Annotated in this window: 23 protein-coding genes and 1 pseudogene; 15 read left to right on the forward strand and 9 right to left on the reverse strand. The window is 60.4% G+C overall.

Features of this window, described 5'->3' with window-relative positions:
* The 3 genes and pseudogenes from D109_RS1000000132480 to D109_RS0102240 form a co-directional block, all read right to left on the reverse strand.
* Positions 1–111 (reverse strand): annotated as a pseudogene (locus D109_RS1000000132480) (DUF1652 domain-containing protein); the annotation flags it as partial.
* A gap of 138 nt (positions 112–249) precedes the next feature.
* Positions 250–1,434: an MFS transporter gene (locus D109_RS0102235; protein WP_026077733.1), complete on the reverse strand. Its 1,185-nt coding sequence runs from the start codon at positions 1,432–1,434 to the stop codon at positions 250–252.
* Positions 1,435–1,588: 154 nt separating this feature from the next.
* Positions 1,589–1,897 carry an RcnB family protein gene (locus D109_RS0102240; protein ID WP_017475469.1) on the reverse strand — a complete coding sequence of 103 codons (309 nt, stop codon included), beginning with the start codon at positions 1,895–1,897 and terminating at the stop codon, positions 1,589–1,591.
* A 160-nt stretch (positions 1,898–2,057) separates the two neighbouring features.
* Here D109_RS0102240 and D109_RS0102245 point away from each other — a divergent pair, with 160 nt between their 5' ends.
* The 5 genes from D109_RS0102245 to D109_RS0102265 all read left to right on the forward strand — a co-directional run bounded on the left by D109_RS0102245 (position 2,058) and on the right by D109_RS0102265 (position 7,686).
* Positions 2,058–2,390, forward strand: coding sequence for a LemA family protein (locus D109_RS0102245; protein WP_017475470.1), 333 nt, complete (start codon positions 2,058–2,060; stop codon positions 2,388–2,390).
* 225 nt (positions 2,391–2,615) lie between these two features.
* Positions 2,616–3,173: a helix-turn-helix domain-containing protein gene (locus D109_RS0102250; RefSeq protein WP_017475471.1), complete on the forward strand. Its 558-nt coding sequence runs from the start codon at positions 2,616–2,618 to the stop codon at positions 3,171–3,173.
* Between the two features lie 11 nt (positions 3,174–3,184).
* Entirely contained in the window at positions 3,185–4,531 is a 1,347-nt protein-coding gene (locus D109_RS0102255; RefSeq protein ID WP_017475472.1) for a glutamine synthetase family protein, read from the forward strand.
* A 50-nt stretch (positions 4,532–4,581) separates the two neighbouring features.
* Positions 4,582–5,679, forward strand: coding sequence for a DNA alkylation repair protein (locus D109_RS0102260; RefSeq protein WP_017475473.1), 1,098 nt, complete (start codon positions 4,582–4,584; stop codon positions 5,677–5,679).
* Between the two features lie 150 nt (positions 5,680–5,829).
* Positions 5,830–7,686, forward strand: a complete 1,857-nt coding sequence (locus D109_RS0102265; RefSeq protein ID WP_017475474.1) for a DUF3857 domain-containing transglutaminase family protein — start codon at positions 5,830–5,832, stop codon at positions 7,684–7,686.
* On the opposite strand, the gene D109_RS0102270 is transcribed toward D109_RS0102265, so the two are convergent.
* On the reverse strand, positions 7,683–8,573 hold the full coding sequence (locus D109_RS0102270; protein ID WP_010172253.1) for a LysR family transcriptional regulator: 891 nt from the start codon (positions 8,571–8,573) through the stop codon (positions 7,683–7,685). The two genes, D109_RS0102265 and D109_RS0102270, sit on opposite strands and share 4 nt — an antisense overlap.
* Before the next feature lie 130 nt (positions 8,574–8,703).
* Between D109_RS0102270 and D109_RS0102275 the strand changes: the two genes are divergently transcribed.
* From D109_RS0102275 to D109_RS0102300, 6 genes are all read left to right on the forward strand, one after another.
* On the forward strand, positions 8,704–10,347 hold the full coding sequence (locus tag D109_RS0102275) for a GMC family oxidoreductase (protein ID WP_017475475.1): 1,644 nt from the start codon (positions 8,704–8,706) through the stop codon (positions 10,345–10,347).
* A 64-nt stretch (positions 10,348–10,411) separates the two neighbouring features.
* Positions 10,412–12,034, forward strand: coding sequence for an MFS transporter (locus D109_RS0102280; protein WP_017475476.1), 1,623 nt, complete (start codon positions 10,412–10,414; stop codon positions 12,032–12,034).
* A gap of 234 nt (positions 12,035–12,268) precedes the next feature.
* Entirely contained in the window at positions 12,269–14,218 is a 1,950-nt protein-coding gene (locus D109_RS0102285) for a DNA topoisomerase III (protein ID WP_017475477.1), read from the forward strand.
* Positions 14,219–14,353: 135 nt separating this feature from the next.
* Positions 14,354–14,794, forward strand: coding sequence for a CBS domain-containing protein (locus D109_RS0102290; RefSeq protein WP_017475478.1), 441 nt, complete (start codon positions 14,354–14,356; stop codon positions 14,792–14,794).
* A 14-nt stretch (positions 14,795–14,808) separates the two neighbouring features.
* Positions 14,809–15,657 (forward strand): NAD-dependent protein deacetylase, encoded by an 849-nt coding sequence (locus D109_RS0102295; protein ID WP_017475479.1) that lies wholly within the window; start codon positions 14,809–14,811, stop codon positions 15,655–15,657.
* A gap of 629 nt (positions 15,658–16,286) precedes the next feature.
* Positions 16,287–16,616: a hypothetical protein gene (locus D109_RS0102300; protein ID WP_017475480.1), complete on the forward strand. Its 330-nt coding sequence runs from the start codon at positions 16,287–16,289 to the stop codon at positions 16,614–16,616.
* Between the two features lie 63 nt (positions 16,617–16,679).
* Here D109_RS0102300 and D109_RS0102305 read toward each other — a convergent pair whose 3' ends face one another.
* The gene (locus D109_RS0102305; protein ID WP_026077734.1) at positions 16,680–17,588 is read right to left on the reverse strand and encodes a LysR family transcriptional regulator; all 909 of its coding nucleotides are present in this window, start codon (positions 17,586–17,588) and stop codon (positions 16,680–16,682) included.
* Positions 17,589–17,721: 133 nt separating this feature from the next.
* On the opposite strand from D109_RS0102305, the gene D109_RS0102310 reads away from it, so the two are divergent.
* From D109_RS0102310 to D109_RS0102320, 3 genes are read left to right on the forward strand one after another with little or no spacing between them, the layout of a single operon-like run.
* A complete protein-coding gene (locus D109_RS0102310) occupies positions 17,722–18,420 on the forward strand; it encodes a CoA transferase subunit A (RefSeq protein WP_017475482.1) in 699 nt (232 codons plus the stop codon).
* A gap of 31 nt (positions 18,421–18,451) precedes the next feature.
* Complete coding sequence (locus D109_RS0102315; RefSeq protein ID WP_017475483.1) at positions 18,452–19,111, forward strand: CoA transferase subunit B; 660 nt, start codon at positions 18,452–18,454, stop codon at positions 19,109–19,111.
* An 11-nt stretch (positions 19,112–19,122) separates the two neighbouring features.
* Positions 19,123–20,304, forward strand: coding sequence for an acetyl-CoA C-acetyltransferase (locus D109_RS0102320; RefSeq protein ID WP_017475484.1), 1,182 nt, complete (start codon positions 19,123–19,125; stop codon positions 20,302–20,304).
* A 60-nt stretch (positions 20,305–20,364) separates the two neighbouring features.
* On the opposite strand, the gene D109_RS0102325 is transcribed toward D109_RS0102320, so the two are convergent.
* Together D109_RS0102325 and D109_RS0102330 are read right to left on the reverse strand one after the other, a co-directional pair.
* A complete protein-coding gene (locus D109_RS0102325; RefSeq protein WP_026077735.1) occupies positions 20,365–20,784 on the reverse strand; it encodes a PaaI family thioesterase in 420 nt (139 codons plus the stop codon).
* A gap of 93 nt (positions 20,785–20,877) precedes the next feature.
* The gene (locus D109_RS0102330; protein ID WP_017475486.1) at positions 20,878–21,963 is read right to left on the reverse strand and encodes a DUF1615 domain-containing protein; all 1,086 of its coding nucleotides are present in this window, start codon (positions 21,961–21,963) and stop codon (positions 20,878–20,880) included.
* A 334-nt stretch (positions 21,964–22,297) separates the two neighbouring features.
* Between D109_RS0102330 and D109_RS0102335 the strand changes: the two genes are divergently transcribed.
* Positions 22,298–23,791 (forward strand): hypothetical protein, encoded by a 1,494-nt coding sequence (locus D109_RS0102335; protein ID WP_017475487.1) that lies wholly within the window; start codon positions 22,298–22,300, stop codon positions 23,789–23,791.
* Between the two features lie 66 nt (positions 23,792–23,857).
* Here D109_RS0102335 and hemB read toward each other — a convergent pair whose 3' ends face one another.
* Together hemB and D109_RS0102345 are read right to left on the reverse strand one after the other, a co-directional pair.
* Complete coding sequence (gene hemB / locus D109_RS0102340) at positions 23,858–24,832, reverse strand: porphobilinogen synthase (protein ID WP_017475488.1); 975 nt, start codon at positions 24,830–24,832, stop codon at positions 23,858–23,860.
* 123 nt (positions 24,833–24,955) lie between these two features.
* Positions 24,956–25,798 carry a PhzF family phenazine biosynthesis protein gene (locus D109_RS0102345; protein WP_017475489.1) on the reverse strand — a complete coding sequence of 281 codons (843 nt, stop codon included), beginning with the start codon at positions 25,796–25,798 and terminating at the stop codon, positions 24,956–24,958.
* Positions 25,799–25,806 lie beyond the last annotated feature (8 nt).

The raw sequence follows: 25,806 nt of genomic DNA on the forward strand, positions 1-25,806 counted from the left end.
CTCGTCGACCATCTTTTCCACTTCCTGCGGGGTCTGCAGCTTGTTGACGCTGATCCCGGTGACCACCAGGTCCACCCGGCCGCTTTCGGCATCGAAGACTTTGAGGGTCAACAAGCTGCAGACCCCGCAGGAAGTGGAAAAGATGGTCGACGAGTTGCGTTACGAATTGCAGAGCAACACCGTCGGCAAACTCAGGCTGGATGACCTGCCCCTACGCCCATTGTAGGAGCGAGCCCGCTCCTACAGCAGTTAGCGTGCCTTCAACGACGCCCCGATAAAATAGAACACCCCTCCCCCGACGATAAACGCTGCCAACATGTAGAACATGTAGTGGGCCGGCAGGCTGGCCAGTACCAGCCCGCACAGCACCGGCCCCAGGGCAGCGCCGAGGTTGGACAGGTTTTGCGCGCCGTAATACATGCCCCGCAGATGGTCCGGGGCGATGCGGTCGATAAACATGTACTCGGCCGGGAACACCACGATTTCACCCACGGTGAAAATCGCCATCGCCACTATCCACCACCACACGTTGCTCGCCAGGGCAAAACCGATCACTCCCAGCATGAACATCCCCAGGCCGAAGATCAGCCACTGGCTCAGGTAACGGTGGGAAATCCGTCGGCCAATCGCGTATTGCAGCGCAATCACCAACACGGCGTTGGTGGTGAGCACTGCGCTGATAATTGTGTAGGTGTATTCGGCGCTGGTAGTGGTCACCAGGTATTGCGACAGGTACGCGGTGAACTGGCCGAACACCACGGCACTCAGCAGGCCGCCGATGGTAAAGCACACCAGCCGATGATCCCGCAGCAGTACGCGGCCCACGGCGAGGAATGACACCGGCTTTTGCGTGGTGTCGACAGTGGCCAACGTGCGATCGCCCCAACGCCAATACAGCAGGAAAAATCCGAGGCCCAAAACCGCCGACAGGATAAACGGCAAGCTGATATCGAGCTTGGCTATCATCGCGCCAAAAAACGGCCCTACGGCGTAACCGATATTGGTCAGGGTGTACTTGATGGAAAACGCTTCGCTGCGTTCATCCTCCGGTAACAGGCTGGCAAACCCGGACTTGATCGCGATATCGATCACCGCGTACGCCAGGTTGATCAGGATCAGGCAGCTGTAGAACGACCAGATTTCCCGAGCCAGCACCGTGCCGATAAACCCCAGGGCAAACACCACGCTCAAGCTGAGCAACAGCCGGTAACTGCTGATGCGGTCTACCAGGAAACCGCCATACACACTCAGCAGCGAACCGACGATCAATGAGCTGCCGATCACCAGGCCGACCTGGCTGATGTCGAGGGCAAAGTGGTTGGTGAGGTAGATCACCAGATACGGAAACGTGATGGCCTTGGCCAGCGTGAGGATCAGCGTGGCCGACAGCAGCAGGTTCACGGTACGTGGGTAGTTTCTTATTGTGGCAAGCATCCTGCTCTCATTCTGGTCAAGGTAACGGGGCCATTGCAGCCCGCAAACGGATGTACCTTAACGCAAAACAAAAAGGAAAAATGCTGATTTATGCATTTATGCAAAAATCAAATGCAGCGGGATGAGGACGCGGTCCTTCATCCCGCTGAACGCTTTATTTTTTAACCGGTGTGATGTCGAGAATCGTGCCGTTGGTGGTTTTCAGCAACACGTACTTGTCGTTAACCCGGGCCCACTGGCTGTCTTCTTCCGGCTGCTTCAGGCCGTGTTTCTTCCAGTCGGCAATGGCCGATTCCTTACGCATCAGAATGTCTGGCGCGCGGTCGCCGGTCTTGAGGTCACGGGTATTGATGTTTGAAGGCTGCACGGTTTTTTGCGGAGTATCAGCGGCCTGGACGGTAAGACTGGCGGCGGACAGACTCGCGGCAACCAGCAGGCAGGCAACAAGGGATCTGGACTTCATGGGCACTTCCTTCAATGAATGACGCGTAAAGACTCCGACCGCAGCCGCGAAGAATCATTCAGCGCAGTGATTGAAGCGGCGGATGGATGGATGGCTAACGACCGAGGCGACGATTAATCAGATAAGATTGGTTCTTTTTTCCAGCTGCCCAGGAAGTCCAATGACTGGTACCCACGTCATCATCATTTTCGTGACTGTTGTCACCTTGCTCGCGCTTTACGTTTACGGCACCTACCGAGAGCTGGTGGCGCTGCTCGATCGTTGCAAAAAAGCCTTCGGTCAATTCAAAGAGGCCGAGCAACAACTGGCGGCGGCGCAAAACGCCTCGTCACCCGCCGCGGATATTGCCAGCCTGGAAAGCCGCGTCGGGTTCACCCGCCAGCTCTTCCACGACTCGGTCAACAACTACAACACCTACAAGCACAAGTCGCCGACCTCGGTGGTGGCCGAGCTGCTCGGGCATAGTGATGATGTCAACCTGTCGGGGTTTTGAATGATCGTTCCCACGCTCTGCGTGGGAATGCCGCTCCGGACGCTCCGCGTCCCATCCATGCACGTTTTCAAGCCCGGCGCCGTGGTGACGCGGAGCGTCACACAGTGCATTCCCACGCAGAGCGTGGGAACGATCATGATCCACCAACGCCATCCCCATTGCCCTTGTGAAATTAATCCTGTAATTTTTCATGAAATTTCTCGATAAGAATTTCACGAAGCGCCCATGGACAAGCAAGAAGAACTCGACGCCCTGGCGATCCTGATTCACGACCTGCGCAAGCACAAGAAGCTCACCCTGGCGCAACTCGCGCAAAAGATCGAGCGTTCCGTAGGTTTCCTGTCCCAGGTTGAACGCGGCCTGTCGCGCCCTACCGTCGCCGACCTTACCGCCATCAGCCACGCCCTCGGGGTGCCCACCACCTATTTCTACAGCCTGTCCAAACCCAAGGCGCTGGACTGGGTCACCCGCCCCAACGAACGGCGCACGGTGTATTACGCCAATGGCATCACCGACATCCTGGTGTCGCCGAGCATGCACGGCGCGTTCTCGATCCTCGACAGCCTATTGGCCCCCGGCGCCAACAGTGGCGAACAGACCATGAGCGACCGTGCCGAACAGGCTGGTTATGTACTGGAGGGCGAGTTGACGCTGTGGGTTGAGGGCGAGGCCGACTCGGTCACCCTGGGCCCCGGCGACAGCTTCCACCTGGCCAGTTTTGCCCACTGCCGCTACGGCAACCTGACCGACCTGCCCGCCCGTGTGCTGTGGGTCTACAACTAGGAGCAACACCCGTGAAAAGCCATGCTGCCACGCTTTTGGCCGAAGTCCGGACCTTTCGCCAGCACCATCCCGATGTGCGTTATGTCGACCTGATTGCCCTGGACATTCCCGGGCATTTCTACGGCAAGCGCTACCCGGTGGACATGCTGGAAAAAGTCGCCGCCGGCAGCCCTTTGAAGCTGCCGCAGAACGCGGTGCTGCTGGGTGTCCAGGGCGGCCTGTTCAAGATTGGCGACTACTGCTTTCACGACGGTGACCCGGACGCTAATCGCCGCCTGGTACCCGGTACCCTCAAGCCGGTGAGCTGGGAAGCGCAGCCCCTGGGGCAAATGCTGATCACCTCCGATGGCACCGAAGCGCCCATCGAATTCGAACCCCGGGAAGTGCTGGCCAAAGTGCTGGAGCGCCTGCACCGCAAGGGCATTCACCCGGTGGTCGCGTTTGAGCTGGAGTTCTACCTGTTCGATAAAAAACTCAGCGACGGCCTGCCACAATTCGCCCGTGACCCATTGAGCGATGACGCCGACGACCAGCCCAATTTGCACATCGAGCGCCTGTCGCGTTTCGCCCCTGTGCTGGACGACATGGTCGAGACCGCCAAGGCCCAGGGCATCGACATCACGGTGATCACCGCCGAACTTGGCCCCGGCCAGTTCGAGATCAATTTCGGCCACCTGGAAGACGGCCTGCGCGCCGCTGACTGGGCCGCCCTGTTCAGCCGCAGCACCCGTGGCGTGGCCCTCAAGCATGGCTATCGCGCCAGCTTCATGGCCAAGCCCTACCTGCAACATCCCGGCAGCGGCATGCACGTGCATGTCAGCCTGTACGATGCTGCGGGTAATAACCTGCTGGCGGCCCATCAGCAGCAACCGTTGCGCCACGCGGTGGCCGGCTGTCTGGAACTGCTGCCCCATTGCATGCCAATCTTTTCGCCCAACCACAACGCCTTCCGCCGGCTCGGCGGCACGGTCAACGCGGCCACCCGCGCGTGCTGGGGTTATGAGGACCGCGACGCGTGTGTGCGAATCCCTGAATCCGACCCGCGCAACTTGCGTATCGAACATCGCCTGGCGAGTGCCGATGCCAATCCGTACCTGGTGCTGGCGGCGATTCTGGTGGGGCTTGAACACGGCCTTGAGGCGGCCAAAGAACCCATCGCACCGCTGAACGAAGACCGCAACAGCGGCACGGATTTCCCCCTGGAGATGCTCGAAGCAGTGCGCGCCATGCAACATCAGCCAGCGTTGCGTGAAGGCCTCGGCGCCGAGTTTGTCGACGTGTATTGCGAAAACAAACGCCAGGACCATCTGGCATTCCAGCAGGAAATTCATGCGCGGGAATATCGCTGGTATCTCTAGGTACTGATGGTTAGCCTCGTGGGCATCTCTGGCTACCCGCGGACTTGCCCATGACCGACCAAAGCGCCCCGGCCCTGAAGGAAATCTTCAACGCCGAACGCCTGCAACACATCGCCACCGAAATGACGGCGGTGTACCCGGCGTTCGACGCCAAGGGTTTTCTCAAACACGCCAAGGCCGGGCTCGCGGATCTGTCGGTGATGCAGCGCATGGCGCGGGTCAGCGAAAGCCTGCACGCTGTGATCCCGCTGGATTACCCCCAAACGCTGAAGTTGCTGTATGCCCTGGCCCCCCGGCTGAACAGCGCCTTTGTCAGCCTGTTCCTGCCCCACTACGTCGCCAGCTACGGCGGCGATGATTTCAAGCGTTCCATGGCGGCGCTCAAGTACTTCACCACCTTCGGCTCCGCCGAGTTTGCCGTGCGGCATTTTCTGCTGAAGGATTTCAAGCGCACCCTGGCCGTAATGCAGCAATGGTCGCTGGATGACAACGAACACGTGCGACGCCTCGCCAGCGAAGGTTCACGGCCACGCCTGCCGTGGTCGTTTCGCCTGGCCGAGGTGCAGGCCGACCCGAACCTGTGTGCCTCGATCCTCGATAACCTAAAGGCCGACAGCAGCTTCTACGTGCGCAAGTCGGTAGCCAACCACCTTAACGACATCACCAAGGACCATCCTGATTGGGTGCTGACCTTGATCGAAGGCTGGTCCCTGGACAATCCCCACACCGCCTGGATCGCCCGCCACGCCTTGCGCAGCCTGATCAAGCAAGGCAACACCTGGGCATTGACGATCATGGGGGCGGGAGCCAAGGCCGAGGTGAAGCTCCATCAGCTCAAGGTTGAGCCGGCGGTGATTAACCTTGGCGACCGGATCAACCTGTCTTTCAGCCTGGAATCTATCGCCGACACCCCACAAAAGCTGGTGGTCGACTACGCCATCGACTATGTGAAAAGCGCCGGTCACAGCGCGTCCAAGGTGTTCAAACTCAAGGCGTTTACCCTGGGCGCCGGGGAACATCACTCCATCAGCCGTGGCCAACATATTCGTGAATTGACCACGCGCAAACACTATCCCGGCAAGCATGCGGTGCACGTGTTGGTGAACGGGGAACGATTGGGAAGTGTCGAGTTTGAGCTCGCAAAATAATCCTTAAAACGTTAACGAAGGCTCTATCTCGGGCCTTTCAGAGAAATTAATTGTCGGACAATGCTAGGCATTCGTGTTGCGATCCATTATCATCTGGCGCCTTCTCGGTACCCGTTGGGTACTTGTGTCAATGTTCCACCTGAGGCGCCCATGCTCCGTTTTTCGTTTTACCGCCCCCTGATCTGCATCAGCTGGGGGCTTGCCAGCCACAGCGCGTTTGCCGCCCTGCAACCGATGGCCGAAGCCCCGCTGGCCAGCGACACCAAACTGCATTGCCACTTCAACCGCGACGCCAGCGTCGACTGCACCACGCGCTACCACTACACCATCCTCCAGCCGAGCGGCCGGGAAATGCTCTCGCGGATCGACTTCAGCTATCAGGAAGAGGACGGCTTTGAACTGCTCAAGGCCGAGTCCACCCAGCCCGGCGGCAAACCGGTGCCCCTGGATCAGGCACAAATCGACACCCGCACCGCCCCCAATCCTGACCAGGGATTCTCCCGGGAAAAACAGACCTCGCTGGCATTCCCCAACCTGCGGGTGGGCACGCAAATCCGCTACACGGTGCGCGAACACTATCCCGCCAAACCGCTGATGACCGAGTTCTACTACGCCTTGCAGTTCGGCCCCAGCGCCGCACGGCGCGACCACTTCAAGGCACGCTTCACCGCCGAGCGGCCCATCGAGTGGCGCAGCGAACTGATGGAGGGTTTCAGCATTACCCCATCGGCCAATCGCAAGACCCTGGACGTGGTGCAAAAGGCTCCGACCTACCTCAGCTACATCAACGAATCCGCCAACGCCTACATACGCCACACACCGCGTATCGAAGTCGGCAGCTCCCTGGATCGCCAGCAGTACTTCGGCAACTTCGCCGAACGCTACAACCAGATCCTCAGCGCCAAGCTGCCGCCCCAGGGCGCCGCCGCCGTGGCCGCCGTTCGCGGCCTGCCGCCGGCGCAACAAGTGGCCGGCCTGATGCAGCACATCAACGACCACTACCGTTACCTGGGCGATTGGCGCGCCTCGGATCGCGGCTATGTACCCTTCAGCCTGGCGGAGATCGAACAGCACGGCTACGGCGACTGCAAAGACCTTTCGACGCTGCTCGCGGCCATGCTCAAGGCCAGCGGAATCAAGGCCGAACCCGCGTGGGTCAGCCGAGGTGATGTGGTCAACCCGCTGCTGATTCCCGGCACCGGCGCACCGAACCACGCCATTGTCCGCGCCGAAGTCGATGGCCAGGTGTGGTGGCTGGACCCGACCAACCCGGTCTTCGCCCCAGGCCAGACCCTGCCCGACATCCAGGACCGCTGGGTGCTGGTGACCAATGCCGAGGGCCAGGTACGTGAAGAACACATTCCGCTGCAACCTGCCGCCACCACATTGATCCTCGACAAGCAAGAACGCTTCGACGCCCAGGGCACCGCCCGCGTCTCGGCCACCGTTGATTTTCGCGGTATGCCGCTGATGCAACTGAGCCTCGCCGACCGCCAGCAAGGCGCTACCGCCAGCGACCAGAACATCTGCGACAACTTCGGCAAACAGATCACCGACTGCCAGGTCGAGCGCCCCGCCACGGCCTTTTTGATCCCGGCCAGCTACAAGGTCAGCGCCACCCTGACGGACATGCGGCCCCTGGAACCGCTGGGCAACGACCACGTCTACAACGATGCCTTGCAGGAGAAATGGGACGGACTGCTCAACTACCGCCGCAATGGGCAACTGGCCGACTTGTACATAGGTAACCCCGAGACGCTGGATTACACCATCGCACTGTCGGGTGGGCAGATCGACAAGGACATCAAGGCCTGCCAGGTGCACTCGCCATGGTACGACCTGGACCTCACGGGTGAACGCGTCAAGGGTGACTGGCGTTATCACTACCTCCTGGTGCAGAAGATACGCTGGCTGACCCACGATGAAATTGTCAGCGCGCAGTTTGAAAAGATGATCAATGAGATCCGTGCCTGTGGGGAGCAGGTGCATCAGGTGGTGAAGCTCTAACCCTCCCCCAACAAAACCCCTTGCTCCCGCGCGCACAGTTCCACCAGGTAATCCCACAACACTCGCAACCTTACCGACTTGTGCAACTCGCGCCGGGAGCTGATCCAGTAACTGCGCTGGATGCTCTCACCCGGCAGCAGCGGCACCAGGTCCGGGTCGCTCGCGGCCATGAAGCACGGCAACACGGCAATCCCCAACCCCGAGCGCGCGGCCTGGTGCTGGGCGATCACGCTGGTGCTGTGGAACACCACTTTGGGGTTGCGGCAGAAGCTGCTGAGGAATTTCAGTTCCTGGCTGAACAGCAAATCGTCGACGTAATCGATCCAGGCATGCACCGCCAGGTCTTCGCGCTTTTCAATCGGTGGCGTGCGGTCCAGGTAGCTGCGGCTGGCGTAGAGGGCCAGGCGGTAGTCGGTGAGTTTGCGGGTCACCAGTTGGTCGACGCTGGGGCGTTCCAGGTGGATGCTGATTTCCGCTTCGCGGTTGAGGATGCTGACGAAGCGTGGCACCGCCAGCAGTTCCACTTCCAGGCCCGGGTAGCGTTCGAACAGGCCGCCCATGCGACTGGCCAGGAACATCACGCCCAAACCCTCGGCAACACCGAGGCGGATCTTGCCCAAGGGCGCGGCGGAATGGGTCAGTTCTTCTTCGGCCAGCAGTGCCACGTTTTCCATGGCTTCGGCGTGTTTGAGCAGGGCTTCACCGGAAGGCGTGAGTTCGTAGCCCTGCGCGTGCTGCACGAACAGTGCGGTGCCCAGGCTCTTCTCGATGGCCTCGATGTGCCGGGCCACGGTGGCGTGGGTGGTTTTCAAACGTTGCGCCGCGGTGAGCAGGCGTCCGCTACGCTGTAACTCAAGAAAGAACCGCAGATCATTCCAGTCGAACATATCGCCTCCGCTCTCCACCTTGAAAGCATCGCTGTCTAAAAACGCACAGCAGCTGGGTAAAAACTAACATTTTTAAGACGAAAACTAACAACTAGGATGGAGCCAATAAGAAAAACAAGCGAGGTCACAGATGCATTCTGCAGCTGCTGAATACGATTACGTGGTGGTAGGCGCCGGCCCCGCAGGCTGCCTGCTGGCCAATCGACTGTCTGCCAACCCTGCCCATCGTGTGTTGTTGCTTGAAGCCGGCGGTCGCGATAACTACCCCTGGATCCATATTCCCGTCGGCTACCTGTTCTGCATCGGCAACCCGCGCACCGACTGGTGCTTCAAGACCGAAGCCCAGGAAGGCCTGCAAGGCCGTGCGCTGAGCTATCCACGGGGCAAGGTGCTGGGCGGTTGTTCGTCGATCAACGGCATGATCTACATGCGCGGCCAGGCCCGGGATTATGACGGCTGGGCCGAGGACAATCCCGGCTGGGCCTGGAAGGACGTGCTGCCGCTGTTCAAGCACAGCGAAAACCATTTTGCCGGCGCCTCGGAATTCCACAGTGACGGCGGTGAGTGGCGGGTTGAACAACAGCGCCTGCACTGGCCAATCCTCGATGCGTTTCGCGATGCGGCGCAGCAGAGTGGAATCGAGAGCATCAGCGACTTCAACCAGGGCGACAACGAAGGCTGCGGCTACTTCCAGGTCAACCAGAAATCCGGGGTGCGCTGGAATGCGGCCAAAGCGTTTCTCAAGCCGATCCGCCAGCGGCCCAACCTGACGGTGATGACTGAAGTTGAAGTCGACCGCGTACTGCTGGAGAACGGCCGCGCTGCCGCGGTCATTGCTCGCCAGCAGGGCCAGCAAGTCACATGGCGGGCGCGCAAGGAAATCATCCTGTGCGCGGGCTCCGTCGGTTCGCCCGGCATCCTGCAACGCTCCGGCATCGGCCCTTCCAGCGTGCTCAAGCCCTTGGGTATCGACGTGCTGCACGAGTTGCCCGGCGTCGGTGGCAACCTGCAGGATCACCTGCAACTGCGCCTGATCTACAAGCTGGAAAACGCCCGCACCCTGAACCAGATCGCGGGCACCGTGTGGGGCAAGATGGGCATGGGCCTGCGTTACCTGTACGACCGCAGCGGCCCACTGTCCATGGCGCCCAGCCAGCTTGGTGCGTTCGCCCGCTCCGGACCGGAGCAGACGTCGGCCAACCTCGAATACCACGTACAGCCGCTGTCCCTGGAGCGCTTCGGCGAACCTCTGCACGCCTTTCCGGCCTTCACCGCCTCGGTGTGTGACCTGCGCCCGCAAAGCCGTGGCCGCATCGACATACGCTCGGCCAACCCGGCAGACGCGCCACTGATCCGGCCCAACTACCTCAGCCATCCCGAAGACCTGCGGGTGGCCGCCGACGCCATTCGCCTGACCCGTCGCATCGTCTCGGCGCCGGCCCTGAAACAGTTCAACCCGGTGGAATACCTGCCTGGCGAAGAACTGCAAACCGACGAACAACTGCAAGAGGCCGCCGCCCGCATCGGCACCACGATTTTCCATCCGGTGGGCACCTGCCGCATGGGCAGCGACAAGGACGCCGTGGTCGACGCGCAACTGCGGGTGCACGGCATTCCCGGCCTGCGTATCGCCGACGCGTCAGTGATGCCACGGATCACTTCAGGCAACACCTGCTCACCCACGCTGATGATCGCGGAAAAAGCCGCGCAGCTTATCCTTTCGCCGAACACAAGGAGCCTCGCCCCGGAGAAAGAACTGGTCACCGCAATCTGAACAGCGGCGCCGATTCGGCGCCGACAGTGGAACAACAATAAATAATCACTGTGAGGGCTACCCAATGTCAGAACACGCTCAACCCCTGGACCCGGCGCTCGGCGCACGCTCGAGCAACGACACGCAGAAAGTCATCTTCGCCTCCTCCCTCGGGACGGTGTTCGAGTGGTATGACTTCTTCCTCTACGGCGCCCTCGCGGCGGTGATCAGCAAGCAGTTCTTTGCCGGGGTCAACGACACCACGGCGTTTATCTTCGCCCTGATGGCCTTCGCGGCCGGGTTTGTGGTGCGCCCGTTCGGCGCCCTGGTGTTCGGTCGGCTGGGAGACATGATCGGGCGCAAGTACACCTTCCTCGCCACCATCATCCTGATGGGCCTGGCGACCTTCTGCGTCGGCCTGCTGCCGACCTATTCAAGCATCGGCATCGCCGCACCGATCATCCTCGTGGCACTGCGCATGCTCCAGGGCCTGGCGCTGGGCGGCGAGTACGGCGGTGCAGCCACCTACGTGGCCGAGCATGCACCGGCGGGCAAACGCGGCTTCCACACCAGTTGGATTCAATCCACCGCGACCCTCGGCCTGTTGCTGTCGCTGCTGGTGGTGCTGGCGTGCCGTTACTTCACCGGCGACCAGTTTGAAGTGTGGGGCTGGCGCCTGCCGTTCCTGCTCTCGATCGTGCTGCTGGGCATCTCCACCTGGATCCGCCTGAGCCTGCACGAGTCGCCGGCGTTCCTGAAAATGAAAGAGGAAGGCAAGGCCAGCAAGTCGCCGATCCGCGAATCCTTCGGCAAATGGGAAAACCTCAAGATCGTGCTGATTGCGCTGTTCAGCATCAACGCCGGCCAAGCCGTGACGTTCTATGCCGCGCAGTTTTATGTGCTGTTCTTCCTCACGCAGTTTCTGAAGATGGACCCGGCACTGGCCAACATGCTGCTGATCATCAGCGTGGTGATTGGCGCACCGTTCTTCATCTTCTTCGGCTGGCTCTCGGACAAACTGGGGCGCAAGCCGGTGTTGATGGTCGGCCTGCTGCTGGCCACCGCGTTGTACTTCCCGATCTTCAAGGGGCTGGCCCACTACACCAACCCGGCGATGGACCACGCGAGCCGCCAGTCACCGATCACGGTGTTGGCGGATCCAGCCACCTGCACCTTCCAGTTCGACCCGGTGGGCAAGGCGCGTTTTGACAGCCCGTGCGACAAGGTCAAGACCTTCCTGGTGAAACAGGGCCTGCCGTACGAAAGCGCGGCCGCCCCGGCCGGCAGTGCGGTGCAGGTGAGCGTGGGTGATGTGCGTATCGATGGTTACGACGAAGCTGCCCTGAAAGGCGCGGTGACGCTGGCGGGTTATCCGCAGTCGGCTGACGTGGCGCAAGTCAACAAAACCATGGTGGTGGTGCTGATCGTCGCCCTGATCCTGATCGCCGCCATGTGCTACGGCCCGCTGGCAGCGCTGATGGTGGAGCTGTTCCCGACACGCATCCGCTACACCTCGTTGTCGCTGCCTTACCACATTGGTAACGGCTGGTTTGGTGGGTTCCTGCCAACGGTGTCGTTTGCGCTGGTGGTGTACACCGGCGATATCTTCTACGGCCTGTGGTACCCGGTGGTGATTACCGGGGTGAGCCTGATCGTGGGGCTGATTTGCCTGAAAGAGACCAAGAACGTGGATATCGACAATAACTAAACTTCGATCCGGCTGACACTGGAGATTCAGTGTGGGAGCGGGCTTGCTCGCGAAGGCGGTGGGTCAGCCAACAAGTCTGGTGCTGACACACCGCTTTCGCGAGCAAGCCCGCTCCCACACTGGGTTTAGCACCACACACACAAATTGCTGTATATCCATCCAGATAAAAGTTGCCCAATTCTGATTTATTGCCCATCCTGCTCCCCATTCAATTTCGTAACGAATGTGGTGACCATGCGGCTGTTCCTCTGTGAAAAACCGTCCCAGGCCAAGGATATCGCCGCCGTGCTCGGCGCGACCCGGCGTGGCGACGGTTGTTGGCTGGGTTCAGGCGTGACGGTGACCTGGTGCATCGGCCACCTGCTGGAAACCGCCCCGCCCGACAGCTACGACGCCAAGTACAAGCGCTGGGTACTGGCCGACCTGCCAATCATCCCCGAAAAGTGGAAGATGCTGGTCAAGCCCAAGACCGCCAGCCAGTTCAAGGCGGTCAAGCGTCTGCTGGGGGAAGCCCAGGAATTGGTGATCGCCACCGATGCCGACCGTGAGGGCGAGATGATCGCCCGGGAGCTGGTGGAGCACTGCCGTTATCGCGGTCCCATCCAGCGGCTGTGGCTCTCGGCCCTCGACGACGCATCGATCCGCAAGGCCCTGGCCTCATTGAAGCCCGGTGCAGAAACCTTCAGCCTCTACCATTCGGCCCTTGGCCGCTCCCGCGCCGACTGGCTGATCGGGATGAACATGAGCCGCCTGTTTACCCTGTTGGGCCAACAGTCCGGTTATCAGGGCGTGTTGCCGGTTGGGCGTGTACAAACCCCGACCCTGCGGTTGGTAGTAGACCGCGACCGCAGCATTGCCGACTTTGTACCCGTCGCCTACTGGGCCATCGATGTGGACCTGCTCCAAGACAACATCACCTTCACTGCGCAATGGCGCGCGACCGAAGATGCCTGTGACGATCAGGGCCGTTGCCTCAATCCGCAGCTTGCCCGGGACGCCGCCAACGCAATGAGCAACGCCGCCAGTGCCCGGCTGGTCAAACTGCGCACCGAGCGCATGCGCGACGTGGCGCCCCTGCCCTTCGACCTCGGCACTCTGCAGGAAATCTGCTCGAAAAAACTCGGCCTCGGCGCTCAGGAAACCCTGGATGTTGCGCAGTCGCTTTACGAAACCCACAAGGTGATTACTTACCCGCGCAGCGATTGCGGCTACCTGCCCCTGAGCCAGCACGGCGACGCGCCGAAAATTCTCGCGGCGCTGGGTCGGGCCGATCCGGCGGTGAATGAATTGATGCCACACATCGATCCGAAGCGGCGCTCACGGGCCTGGAACGACGCCAAGGTCAGCGCGCACCACGGCATCATTCCCACCGGCGCCGGCAAGGATGTCGGGCAACTGACCGGCAAGCATCGCGCTGTGTACACCCTGATTCGCGCGCGCTACCTCGCACAGTTCCTGCCCAACCACGAATACGACCGTACTCAGGCCGATTTCGATTGTGCCGGTGAAGCCCTGCGGGCAGTCGGCAAAGTCATCGTCGAGCCTGGCTGGAAACGCGCATTGCCGGAAGCATTGGCGCCGGCCAAGGGCCGTGAAGCACCTGCGCCGCAGTCCTTGCCAAAACTGGTTCAAGGCCAGGATTACGCGGTGGCCAAGGTCAACCTCAAGGACCTGTGGACCCAGCCGCCCAAGCCCTTCACCGAAGGCGACCTGATCAAGGCGATGAAAAACGTCGCCAAGCTGGTGGAGGACCCGCTGCTCAAGCAAAAACTCAAGGACACCACCGGGATCGGCACCGAAGCCACCCGCGCCGGGATTATCCAGGGCCTGCTGGATCGCGGTTACCTGGTGAAAAACGGTAAGGCGCTGTCGGCAACGCCTGCCGCGTTCAGCCTGATCGATGCAGTGCCACGGGCAATCGCCGACCCCGGCACCACGGCCATCTGGGAACAGGCGTTGGACATGGTGCAGAGCGGTGAGATGAGCCTGGAGGAGTTCGTGGCCAAGCAGGCGGCCTGGATGAGCAAGCAAGTCACGCGCTGCACCGGCATGCGCCTGACCATCAGCGGCCCCGCCAGCCCGGCAGGACGGGGTGCCACACCGTGGAAAAACAAACGCAAACCGACCCAGCGCAAGACGGCCACCAGCCCGAAGCGGGCGGCGAAACCGGCAAACAAAGGCTGAGAGGCACTAAAAAGTCGCGACAATGACGTTTTTCGACGGGATGTATGCCGCTTTGGACCTTGCCCTGCCGCGGGCCATCCAGGATTCTGTAGGGCCTGCTAACCTCCCAACAATAACAACACCGGAGTGGCCTCCATGAAAACCGTTGCCCAAGTGCTGAAGTCCAAAGACCAGCAAAACCAGCAAGTCCACACTATCCCCCACGACCATACGGTATTTGAGGCCTTGATCGTGATGGCGTCGAAAAACGTCGGGGCCTTGCCAGTGCTCCAGGACGGGAAGGTGGTGGGCATCATCAGTGAACGGGACTATGCCCGTAAGGTCATCCTCCATGGATTGTCCTCGACGACGACTAAAGCCCACGAGATCATGAATTCACCGGTGATCACCGTCGACACCCACCAAACCGTCGAGACCTGCATGACTATCATGACTGACCGACATCTGCGGCACCTGCCTGTGGTGGAGAATGGCGAACTGCTTGGCTTGCTGTCCATCGGCGACCTGGTCAAGGAAGCGATTGCCGAACAGGCCGACCTGATCAAACAGCTGGAGCAGTACATTCGCGGCGAATAATCATTGGGGACCCCATGCTCGATACCCTGCAACATCAAGTCGATAACCAACTCGACAGCCTGCACCGGGCCATGGCCGAACGACGCTTCCTGGTGCTGACCGGTGCGGGTATCAGCACCTCTTCGGGGATTCCCGATTATCGCGACAGCGAAGGCGTCCGCCGGGGCAAGGCACCGATGATGTACCAGGAGTTCCTCGCAACCCCGGAGGCGCGCCGTCGCTACTGGGCCAGGGCAATGCTCGGCTGGCCGAGGGTATGTGTCGCACAGCCGAACGCGGCGCATATCGCGTTGGCCACCCTGCAGCAGCGCCAGCGCATTACCGGGCTGATCACCCAGAACGTCGATACCCTGCACGACCAGGCTGGCAGCCATGAGGTGATCGAACTCCACGGCAGCCTGCACCGGGTGCTGTGCCTGGATTGCCAGCAGACCAGCGAACGGGACCTGATCCAGCGCCAGATGGAAGCGGAGAATCCGTACCTGGCGGGTGTGGACGCGGTTCAGGCACCAGACGGTGACACCCTGCTGGACCCGGCCTTTGAAGGACGTTTCCAGGTGCCCCGCTGCCCCCATTGCGGCGGGCAACGGTTGAAACCGGATGTGGTGTTTTTCGGAGAAAACGTCGCCCAGGGCACGGCCGCCAAGGCGATGGCGGCGGTGGATGACGCAGAAGGATTGCTGGTGGTGGGTTCGTCGCTGATGGCGTATTCAGCGTTTCGCTTGTGCAAGGCGATGGTTGAACAGGGCAAGCCTGTGATTGCCATCAATCTGGGCAAGACACGGGGCGATGAGCTGCTGCAACTCAAGATCGAGGCCTCCTGCGAACGTTTGTTGCCATTGCTGGCAGAACGCCTGGGATAGCCCAACCCTGCTTTTCTGTGGCGAGGGAGCTTGCTCCCGCTGGGCTGCGCAGCAGCCCCAAAACTGGCAACCGAATGATTCCTGAAGCACCGCAGTCAGCCTGATGGGGGCGCTTCGCACCCCAGCGGGAGCAAGCTCCCTCGCCACAAAAAGCCCCCGGATCCCGCGACCTGCCCGCACGGAAAGTGACGCTCAAGTCACGCTTTCCGCTCTCATCCCCGTCCCACGGGGATTTATGTAGTGCTAAAAAATAATCACTACATAACCGTTGACGTAACCATTTTGTAATTGCATGATTCAAGCGTCTCCCGGATCGGGAGCGTTGGTAACACGTGTTTTGAACAAGCTCGTCTGACCGCCGAGCTGTTTTTTCCGGATGTGCACTGCCCACAAGGCAGATTGATGAAGCTGACCGGCCCGAAAGGATCGGTACAAGGAGCTCAAACGCTGCTTGTCTTCGTTATGAAACCATTGCGTAGCAGTTCATCAGCAAGACTACATGCATCGGTTCAAGACCCTGCCCGTATTCGGCAGACAGTCGCTGACGCCCGGTTTTCTGAGCCGGAGACAACTTAGTAGTTTTTTTAATGGATCAACTAAAGATCGCCAACTGGTCAAGGGGCTTACACATGAATCTGAACAACCAACCAACTATCGAAGAATTGGCTGAGATGTTCGCAGCGCAGAAAGACACGCTCGACGACCATATCCTCTGGATTGGTAAATCGGGCCAGGTCCATATTGACTGCCTGGCGCCCCATACCGTGGAAGAAGAGTTCGACAGGAATAACCGTGAACTGGCAGCGCGCCTGAAAATGTACCGCCGCGGCCAGGGTTATGTCGGCAAGAAAGCCGCCGCTGATCGCAACTTTATCGAGCAGGTTTTTCATACACTTAATACCGAGTGGCAGCACCTTAAAGGCCATTCGCACGTTAAAGTGATCGACAGATACTGCTGATAACTACGTACTTATCACTTAAGCCTGCTCGCTTAAACGAGCAGGCTTTTTTATGGCCGACGGTTATTGCAACAACACCGGAAAACGCCCCTTCCCCGCTTCATCGCAAAAAATATCAAACATGGCCTGGGCCGCTGCCGAAAGTTCGTGCCCCGGCTTGGTCAATACACCAATCGGCCGTTCGATCACCGGATCGCTCAAGGTGATGCAGTGGGCACCCGCTTCCTGCATTTGGCCCGCGCACAACGCCGGCACTGCGCTGACGCCCAAGCCACTGGCAACCATCTTGCCCACTGTCGCCAGTTGATGGCTCTCCAGGGCCACCGGCAGCTTCATGTCCAGTACCTTCAGGTGTTCTTCCAGCATCACCCGCACCGTGGACGGTCGCTGCAAGGTGATGAAGGGTTGTTCCAGCAGGGTGTGCCAGTCGATATCGGACCGGCGCGCCAATGGCGAGTCACCGGGCACTACCGCGACAAAGCGATCTATGTACAGCGGGGTGAACACCAGCGACGAGCTTTCCGTAGGCTCAAACGCCACGCCCAGTTCCACCTGGCGATCGCGAACCATTTCCAGCACCTGCTCGTTGATCACGTCATTCACCGTCACGTTGACCTGAGGGTAGCGCGCGCGAAAAATCTTCAGGATCGGCGGCAGCAGGTTTCCGGCAAACGACGGCATCGCTGCCACCGTCACCCGCCCGCGCTGCAAGGTGAAGCGCTGGCGCAACTCATCCTCGGCATTGTCCCAATCGGCAATCAGGCGCCGGGCCAGGGGCAGCAGGGACTCGCCTTCGGGGGTCAGCGCGACATTGCGGGTATTGCGGCTGAACAAGCGTCCGCCCAGTCCTTCCTCCAGGCCTTTGATGGTCAGGCTCAAGGCCGACTGGGAAAGATGCAAACGCTCACAGGCTGCCGCAAAGCTGAGGGTCTGGGCCACGGCAAGAAAGGCGCGCATCTGTTTAACTGTCATGAAGCTTCTCCCGATGGCGGACGACTATGCTGTTTTTTAAATCAATCAACCTTAAAAAACAACTTAACAAATCAATCCGTCAGCGCAACACTCGGTTCATATGGCTGGCCCACAAACAATAAAAGAGGTGCATATGGCAGGTTTTGATAAACGCGTAGCGTGCTATGAAGAGGCGTTGGCAGGCCTGGAAGATGGCATGACGGTGCTGGCGGGTGGCTTTGGCCTGTGCGGCATCCCGGAAAACCTCATCGCCGAAATCAAGCGCAAAGGCACCCGCAACCTGACCGTGGTTTCCAACAACTGCGGCGTTGACGGCTTTGGCCTGGGCCTGCTGCTGGAAGGCAAGCAGATCAGCAAGGTGTTCGCGTCCTACGTCGGTGAAAACGCGCTGTTCGAGAAGCAACTGCTCAGCGGCGAAATCGAAGTGGTCCTGACGCCCCAAGGCACCCTCGCCGAAAAACTGCGCGCAGGCGGTGCCGGCATCCCGGCCTTCTTCACCGCCACCGGCGTCGGCACACCCGTCGCTGAAGGCAAGGAAACCCGCGAGTTCAACGGTCGCCCTTACCTGATGGAAGAATCCATCACCGGCGACTTCGCCATCGTCAAAGGCTGGAAAGCCGACCACTTCGGCAACGTGATCTACCGTCACACCGCCCAGAACTTCAACCCGCTGGCTGCCACCGCCGGCAAGATCACCGTGGTCGAAGTCGAAGAAATCGTCGAACCGGGCGAGCTGGACCCGGCGCATATCCATACCCCAGGGATCTACGTCGACCGGATCATTTGCGGCACCTTCGAGAAGCGCATCGAACAGCGCACCCTCCGCAAATAATCCACCAGCCCAAATAATAAGGAGACAAACAATGGCTCTTACCCGCGAACAAATGGCTCAACGAGTCGCCCGCGAAATGCAGGACGGTTTCTACGTCAACCTCGGCATCGGCATCCCGACCCTGGTGGCCAACTACATCCCCGAAGGCATGGAAGTGATGCTGCAGTCGGAAAACGGCCTGCTGGGCATGGGCCCGTTTCCGACTGAAGAAACCATCGATGCCGACATGATCAATGCCGGCAAACAGACCGTCACCGCGCGCATTGGCGCGTCGATCTTCTCCTCGGCCGAGTCCTTCGCGATGATTCGCGGCGGCCACGTCGACCTGACCGTGCTTGGCGCCTTTGAAGTCGACGTACAGGGCAACATCGCCTCGTGGATGATCCCCGGCAAGCTGGTCAAGGGCATGGGCGGCGCGATGGACCTGGTGGCCGGTGCCGAGAACATCATCGTGATCATGACCCACGCGTCCAAGGACGGTGAGTCCAAGTTGTTGAGCCGCTGCAGCCTGCCGCTGACCGGCGCCAACTGCATCAAGCGCGTGCTGACGGACCTGGCCTACCTGGAAATCGAAAATGGCGCTTTTGTCCTCAAGGAACGCGCACCTGGCGTCAGTGTTGAAGAGATCGTCAGCAAGACAGCCGGTAAACTGATCGTCCCGGACCACGTTCCAGAAATGCACTTCCAGTGAGGACAGATTCCATGCAAGACGTCGTGATTGTTGCTGCCACCCGCACCGCCGTGGGCAGCTTCCAAGGTTCGCTGGCAAGCATCCCGGCCCCGGAGCTGGGGGCTGCGGTGATCCGTCGCCTGCTGGAGCAAACCGGCATCGACCCTGCGCTCGTGGATGAAGTAATCCTTGGCCAGGTGCTCACCGCAGGCAGCGGCCAGAACCCCGCCCGCCAGGCCTCGATCCTCGCCGGCCTGCCCCACGCCGTACCGGCCCTGACCCTGAACAAGGTCTGCGGTTCGGGCCTCAAGGCCCTGCACCTCGGCGCGCAAGCGATCCGTTGCGGTGACGCCGAGGTGATCATCGCCGGCGGCATGGAGAACATGAGCCTGGCCCCGTACGTATTGCCGGCCGCTCGCACCGGCCTGCGCATGGGCCATGCGAAAATGATCGACAGCATGATCACCGACGGCCTGTGGGATGCGTTCAACGACTACCACATGGGCATTACCGCCGAGAACCTGGTAGACAAGTACGGTATCAGCCGTGAAGCCCAGGACGCCTTCGCCGCCGCCTCCCAGCAAAAAGCCACCGCGGCGATTGAAGCCGGGCGTTTCAGCGATGAGATCACGCCGATCCTGATTCCCCAGCGCAAGGGCGACCCGGTGGCCTTTACGGTGGACGAACAGCCACGCGCCGGCACCACCGCCGAATCCCTGGCCAAGCTCAAGCCGGCCTTCAAGAAAGACGGCACCGTCACCGCCGGCAATGCCTCCAGCCTCAACGACGGCGCGGCTGCCGTGCTGCTGATGAGCGCGGACAAAGCCAAAGCACTCGGCTTGCCAGTGCTGGCCCGCATCGCCAGCTACGCCAACGCCGGCGTCGATCCTGCGATCATGGGCATTGGCCCGGTATCGGCCACCCGCCGCTGCCTGGACAAGGCCGGCTGGAGCCTGGGCGACCTGGACCTGATCGAAGCCAACGAAGCCTTCGCCGCGCAGTCACTGGCGGTGGGCAAAGAGCTGGAATGGGACGCGTCGAAGGTCAACGTCAACGGCGGCGCGATTGCCATCGGCCACCCGATTGGTGCATCAGGCTGCCGCGTGCTGGTGACCCTGCTGCATGAAATGATCAAGCGTGACGCCAAGAAAGGCCTGGCCACCCTGTGCATCGGTGGCGGTCAGGGTGTAGCCCTGGCCCTTGAACGCAGCTGATTTCAAAGAGCAACATGGAAAAGGCCCGGTTCCACGAAAACCGGGCCTTTTCTTTATCGGTCAGTCCCGCACCTGGGGCACCGCAAACACCGCATTTGCCCGCAGCACCACCTTCTCCCCGACCTGCACGCTGACCGTGGCAAACGCCATCTGCCGCCCGCGCTTGTGATGCTCCAGCCGCACCTCGAGCCACTCCCCCACCTGCACCGCGCCGAGATAGTCCAGGGTCATGCTCGCCGTGATCAACGGCAGCGGCGGCTCGCTGGAAAACGCCATGGCGTAGCCCATGCCCACATCCGCCAGGGTGGCCAGCACGCCACCGTGCACGGTGCCGCGTCCGTTGGCGTGGCGGTTGTCGGCGCGCAGGCCGATTTCCAGCTGCAAGCCTTCACCTCTGCTATACACCGGGCCAAGCAGGTCCAGGAGTGGGCTGCTGCGACGCAGCGGGGTAAAGCCTTCGGGGATGGCATGGGCAGTCATGTCAGGTTCTTCCTTGGGGACAAGGCCGGAGGTGTATCCCACCGCGGCCATCCGGACCATCAACATCAACCCGGCAAATCCTTTGCGATAAGCCTAACGCTTCATGCAGCGCTGATAACGCTCATCCACGCGCTTGGCAAACCAGGCGGTGGTGAGGTTGCGGGTGATCTTCGGGCTTTTCAGCACGATGCCCGGCAGGATCGCCCGCGGCACCGGTTTGCCGGCGGCCTTGTCGGCCAGGGCGAACACACTCTGGTACAGGGTGGTGTCTTCAAAATCCAGGCGCTCGCCCTGCTCCAGCTGGCTGCGGATGCTCGGGTTGCGCATGTCCAGCGCCTTGCCCAGGGAGCGCACTGCCAGCTCAGTGGTGCCCGGCAGGAAGGAGCCGTAGTTGATCAGGTCACCGTCCAGCGCCAGATTGGCGCCCGAGACCCGGCTGAGTGCTGCCTGGAATGCGGCGTTGCGGCTGGCGTACCAACCGGCGTTGAAGTCGGCGAAGCGGTACAGCATCTGGTCGTAGTGCGCCGGGTAGCCCAGCAAATGGGTGACGCCAAAGTACATGCCGCCTCGACGGGTAAACACTTCCCGGCGGATGCTGCCATCCACGGTGTAGGGATAATCCCGGGCCTGCTTTTGCGCGAAGTCGATGCTGACCTGCATCGGGCCTGCGGTATGCACCGGGTTGAAGCCGCCAAACAGGGTATTGCCCAAGGGCACGACGCTGATGAAATCGTCAAAGATCCCACTCAAATCCCGCTCGGTACGCGCAGCACTCAAGCGCTCCGCGTAGGACTTGCCCGTGGGCGAGCGCAGTTGCAGTGCCGTGCGCACCAGCACCGCCGGCACGTGGACTTTAGCGGCGCGGCGCAGGATTTCGTCCTGGGCGATCTTGCCCATGTTCGGCACCGGCGGGTCGACCTGGTAGGTGGACTCCTGCTCGGTCACCGCCAGCACGGCGCAGATGTTTTCGGTACTGGGGTAGATTTTCTGCGTATTGAAGGCGGTGTAGATGTCCTGGGCCCAGCCGCCACGATCCGGCACGCTGGCCGGCATCAGCCGCACGATCTGCGCCTTTACCTCGGTTTCGCTGCGCTCGGGCAATTGCGGGGTGCGCTGGCTGGAACAGCCGGCCAGCACCAGCAAGGTGGTGAGGCACAGGATCAGGCGGGATGCATGCATGGGGCTTCCTTGGGTGACGATGGGGCAGTCTTGGCAGATATCGACCGGTAAGTCTAACCGGGGTTCGCCGACCCCGTTCAACAGCCTCCAGGCTCCAGGCTCCAGCGCGCTATCCAGCATCACGTACCACATCTGCAAAAAAATATAACCTGTCAACTATCACAGTTGTGGCAGGTTTTTTTTCACGTTTAACTGATATTCGGGCGACGCTGACGTCTATGTTCGAAGCGCTGAAGCAGCCCCTGGATCCCAAAGGTATTTATCAGTTACGGCGTATTTGTTCAGGTATTGCGACCGCTAACCAATCTTCACTCTCGTAAACAGGGGATTGTTTATGTCAGTCGAACATTATGCGGAATGGGCGGGACCGCTTCAGGGTTACACCGCCGACGACTATTTATACGGAATGCAGGGCCCGTGGCCGAAAGCCAACACATTGGCTGGTGAGTTGCCGGCCATGATAAAAAGAGTCCCCAAGGCACACATCGATGACTTTCGCATCGATGTGGTATCCCACTACCTTAAAACCTTGAAGTTCGGCCGCATCAAAATTCTCTTGAAGATGCTAGCGGGTGATTACAAGCTACGGCCGGTTTCCGACTTACTGTTTGCGCAACAATTATTTTATGGAACCCTGAGTAAATTGCTGACGCCGGTGCACACGGAGGATGCCCGCGAATTCCCAGGACTACTGAATTCCGACGACTTGCTTGATAGTCACGGCGAGCCACGCTATCTGAAAATTGACACAGTGAGCATGAACCGCTGGGACCCCCTGCACGGCATTCATTCGGCGCCCAGCCTGACGTTATTCAAGCGTGACAGCACTAACTCCGGCAGCGTGCTGGCCATAAAAATAAATGGCCTGGTGTTAACGCCAGATGACAAAAACGCCTGGGAACTGGCCAAATATTTTGTACTGCAAGGCGCCCTGTGCCTGATTACCTTGGTGACTCACCCCCGGCTGCACTTCCCGGTGGATACCATCAGCGCCATCAGTTTAACGGCGCTGCCCAAGGAGCATTTGCTCTTTAAGCTGCTGGCTCCCCACACCAGAATTCAACTGGCAATTAATCAAGCCGTGTCGTTACAACCGTACTCCGTCGCCCATAACAATCAGTTTCTGCCCTATACACCGTATCCTGGATGGGGAAATGTTCCGGTTATTGAAGAAGGTCGCGGATGGACGGGACTGATGACCGATGCCTTTTCCGGGATTGAAGGCAATAGCAGCTATCCACCCTACACGTTCCCTCTGGTTCCGGAAAAAATATGGTCAGACTTTGACGACTTCATCAGGGGCTATTACGACGTAATATTTGACTTTGTAAGTGCGGTGACCTCTTACATCGACGTCGATGATCCCGTTATAACTTACTGGAGCGACGCCATTGCCGCCTGGGTGACTGGTTTTCCACCACACCAACGCCTAAGAGAGGGCGATACATTCGCCAGGGCAATCGCTTATTTCATCTGGGATGTCACGGTTGCACATTCGGCAGATCATGGAGCAATGGGTCATTACCAGCAGAATATCTTCCCGTTGCGACTTCGCGTGCCTGCGCCGTCCAGCAAAACCATTCCACCGATCAATAGAGGAAAGTTGGTGACGTTTGGCGACACGCTACGTAACCGTCTCTGTTTTAAAATGTACTTTGGCCCACCCCAAGGCACCCGACATTTACATGACACGTGGTACAGCTTTGGAATTGCCGAACTGGATGAGCTGAATAAACGTTTTTTGCGCGAACTGAAAGGCTTCGATGAGGGCATTACCGGTCGGCGTTTTATAGCACTCAAGGATATAGCCAGCAGCATTAACTTCTGACTGGCACGCGCGGCCGCCCAGACATTGGCCGCCGCACACGCCCGTCATCGCCAGGCCTTGAGTCACTCAGATCCCGGCGAGCGCCAGGTCCATCGCAAAGTAGGTGAAGATCAAGTCCGCACCGGCGCGCTTGATCGACCCCAGGGTTTCCCGCACCACGCGGGCTTCATCGATCGCGCCCGCCTGGGCACCGAACTTGATCATCGCGTACTCGCCGCTGACCTGGTATGCCGCCACCGGCAAGCGCGAGGCTTCGCGGATGTCGCGGATGATGTCCAGGTAGGCGCCGGCCGGTTTGACCATCAGCGCATCTGCGCCCTCCTGCTCATCCAGCAACGACTCACGCACCGCTTCGCGGCGGTTCATCGGGTTCATCTGGTAGCTTTTGCGGTCGCCCTTGAGCGCGCTGCCGCCGGCTTCGCGGAACGGGCCGTAAAGGGCCGAGGCGAATTTGGTGGAATAGGCCATGATCGGGATATGGCTGAAGCCTGCTTCATCCAGGGCCCGGCGAATGGCCTGCACCTGCCCATCCATCGCGGCAGACGGCGCGATCACGTCAGCACCGGCGCGGGCGGCGGCCACGGCTTGCTTGCCGAGGTTGACCAGGGTGCGGTCGTTATCGACTTCGGCGCCGTGCATCACGCCGCAATGGCCGTGGTCGGTGTACTCGCAGAAACAGGTGTCGGACATCACGATCATTTCCGGCACCGCGTCCTTGATGATCGAGGACATGCGCGAGACCAGGCCACGTTCTTGCCAGGTGTCACTGCCGGAGGCGTCCAGGTGGTGGGACACACCGAAGGTCATCACCGACTTGATCCCGGCTTTCGCATAGCGCTCGATCTCGCCGGCCAGCTTCGACTCGGGAATGCGCTGCACCCCGGGCATGCTGGTGATCGGCACGAAGTCGTCGATTTCTTCTTCAACGAAGATCGGCAGCACCAGGTCATTGAGGGTGAATTCGGTTTCCTGGAACAGGCCACGCAACTCCGCAGAGCGGCGCAGGCGGCGTGGACGGGCTTCGGGGAACTGGCTGGACATTGATGCTCCTGAAAAAGGCAGGCCGAAAAAACATAGGGGCGAAAGCTTATGCCTCGTGCACCGCAGAGCACAAACGCCAAGTGCAGAACAGTTTATTGCAGACCCGGTAACAATTGCATTGATCTAGAGCTGTAGACGCCCGTCAATGCAAACGGCAACCGCACCGCCGACCCAGATTTTCTCGCCATGCTGCTCGACGCGGATGCGCCCGGCACGGCCCATGGCGGTGCCCTGGCTGACCACATAGCGGCTGGGCGCCAGGCCTTCGCCCAGCAGCCACTGGGCAACACCAGCGTTCAGGCTGCCGGTGGCCGGGTCTTCCGGGGCTCCATCGCCGGCAATAAAGGCCCGCACTTCAAATTGCGCCTCGTCACCGTCCCGCCCGGGGCTCCACGGGGCGATCACGCCTACGGCCAGCCCCTGCAACTGCGAGTAATCCGGGCGCAGCGCCAGTACCTGTTCCCGGTCCTCCAGCATGACCGCCAGCCAACCCGCACCGTTATCCACCCACTGGCTACGCAAAATCGCCCCGGGTTCAAGACCCAACCCCCGCCGCACGCGCTCAACCAACTCGCTCTCCAGCGGCCCGGAGCGCAGCAGCGGTGGCGCGATAAACGCCAGTTCAGCGCCTTGGCGACGGATGCGCACCAGGCCGATTTCACACTCCTGGATGATCTCCTCACCAGCGGGTTGGCCACCCGCCTGCAACCAGGCATGGCAACTGCCGAGGGTCGGATGGCCGGCAAATGGCAATTCCTGCAGGGTGGTGAAAATTCTTACGCGGTAGTCTGCCCGTGGATCACGGGGTTTGAGCAGGAACGTGGTCTCACTGAGGTTGGTCCAGTTGGCGAAATCCGCCATTTGCTGGTCGCTCAGGCTGTCGGCGCCCAGCACCACGGCCAGCGGGTTACCCTTTAAGGCCACGTTGCTGAAAACATCGAGCTGTTTGAAATCGAAGGAAGGCATGCAGGTCC

Origin of the sequence: Pseudomonas sp. PAMC 26793, from assembly GCF_000313235.1 — a bacterium.
In the GTDB taxonomy this organism is placed as follows: Bacteria; Pseudomonadota; Gammaproteobacteria; order Pseudomonadales; family Pseudomonadaceae; genus Aquipseudomonas; species Aquipseudomonas yamanorum.

What these genes read in the sequence shown, in the direction of transcription:
- D109_RS0102235 (WP_026077733.1), bottom strand. Translation starts at nt 1,434, where the DNA reads ATGCTTGCCACAATAAGAAACTACCCACGTACCGTGAACCTGCTGCTG.
- D109_RS0102240 (WP_017475469.1), bottom strand. Translation starts at nt 1,897, where the DNA reads ATGAAGTCCAGATCCCTTGTTGCCTGCCTGCTGGTTGCCGCGAGTCTG.
- D109_RS0102245 (WP_017475470.1), top strand. Translation starts at nt 2,058, where the DNA reads ATGACTGGTACCCACGTCATCATCATTTTCGTGACTGTTGTCACCTTG.
- D109_RS0102250 (WP_017475471.1), top strand. Translation starts at nt 2,616, where the DNA reads ATGGACAAGCAAGAAGAACTCGACGCCCTGGCGATCCTGATTCACGAC.
- D109_RS0102260 (WP_017475473.1), top strand. Translation starts at nt 4,582, where the DNA reads ATGACCGACCAAAGCGCCCCGGCCCTGAAGGAAATCTTCAACGCCGAA.
- D109_RS0102265 (WP_017475474.1), top strand. Translation starts at nt 5,830, where the DNA reads ATGCTCCGTTTTTCGTTTTACCGCCCCCTGATCTGCATCAGCTGGGGG.
- D109_RS0102270 (WP_010172253.1), bottom strand. Translation starts at nt 8,573, where the DNA reads ATGTTCGACTGGAATGATCTGCGGTTCTTTCTTGAGTTACAGCGTAGC.
- D109_RS0102275 (WP_017475475.1), top strand. Translation starts at nt 8,704, where the DNA reads ATGCATTCTGCAGCTGCTGAATACGATTACGTGGTGGTAGGCGCCGGC.
- D109_RS0102280 (WP_017475476.1), top strand. Translation starts at nt 10,412, where the DNA reads ATGTCAGAACACGCTCAACCCCTGGACCCGGCGCTCGGCGCACGCTCG.
- D109_RS0102285 (WP_017475477.1), top strand. Translation starts at nt 12,269, where the DNA reads ATGCGGCTGTTCCTCTGTGAAAAACCGTCCCAGGCCAAGGATATCGCC.
- D109_RS0102290 (WP_017475478.1), top strand. Translation starts at nt 14,354, where the DNA reads ATGAAAACCGTTGCCCAAGTGCTGAAGTCCAAAGACCAGCAAAACCAG.
- D109_RS0102295 (WP_017475479.1), top strand. Translation starts at nt 14,809, where the DNA reads ATGCTCGATACCCTGCAACATCAAGTCGATAACCAACTCGACAGCCTG.
- D109_RS0102300 (WP_017475480.1), top strand. Translation starts at nt 16,287, where the DNA reads ATGAATCTGAACAACCAACCAACTATCGAAGAATTGGCTGAGATGTTC.
- D109_RS0102305 (WP_026077734.1), bottom strand. Translation starts at nt 17,588, where the DNA reads ATGACAGTTAAACAGATGCGCGCCTTTCTTGCCGTGGCCCAGACCCTC.
- D109_RS0102310 (WP_017475482.1), top strand. Translation starts at nt 17,722, where the DNA reads ATGGCAGGTTTTGATAAACGCGTAGCGTGCTATGAAGAGGCGTTGGCA.
- D109_RS0102315 (WP_017475483.1), top strand. Translation starts at nt 18,452, where the DNA reads ATGGCTCTTACCCGCGAACAAATGGCTCAACGAGTCGCCCGCGAAATG.
- D109_RS0102320 (WP_017475484.1), top strand. Translation starts at nt 19,123, where the DNA reads ATGCAAGACGTCGTGATTGTTGCTGCCACCCGCACCGCCGTGGGCAGC.
- D109_RS0102325 (WP_026077735.1), bottom strand. Translation starts at nt 20,784, where the DNA reads ATGACTGCCCATGCCATCCCCGAAGGCTTTACCCCGCTGCGTCGCAGC.
- D109_RS0102330 (WP_017475486.1), bottom strand. Translation starts at nt 21,963, where the DNA reads ATGCATGCATCCCGCCTGATCCTGTGCCTCACCACCTTGCTGGTGCTG.
- D109_RS0102335 (WP_017475487.1), top strand. Translation starts at nt 22,298, where the DNA reads ATGTCAGTCGAACATTATGCGGAATGGGCGGGACCGCTTCAGGGTTAC.
- hemB (WP_017475488.1), bottom strand. Translation starts at nt 24,832, where the DNA reads ATGTCCAGCCAGTTCCCCGAAGCCCGTCCACGCCGCCTGCGCCGCTCT.
- D109_RS0102345 (WP_017475489.1), bottom strand. Translation starts at nt 25,798, where the DNA reads ATGCCTTCCTTCGATTTCAAACAGCTCGATGTTTTCAGCAACGTGGCC.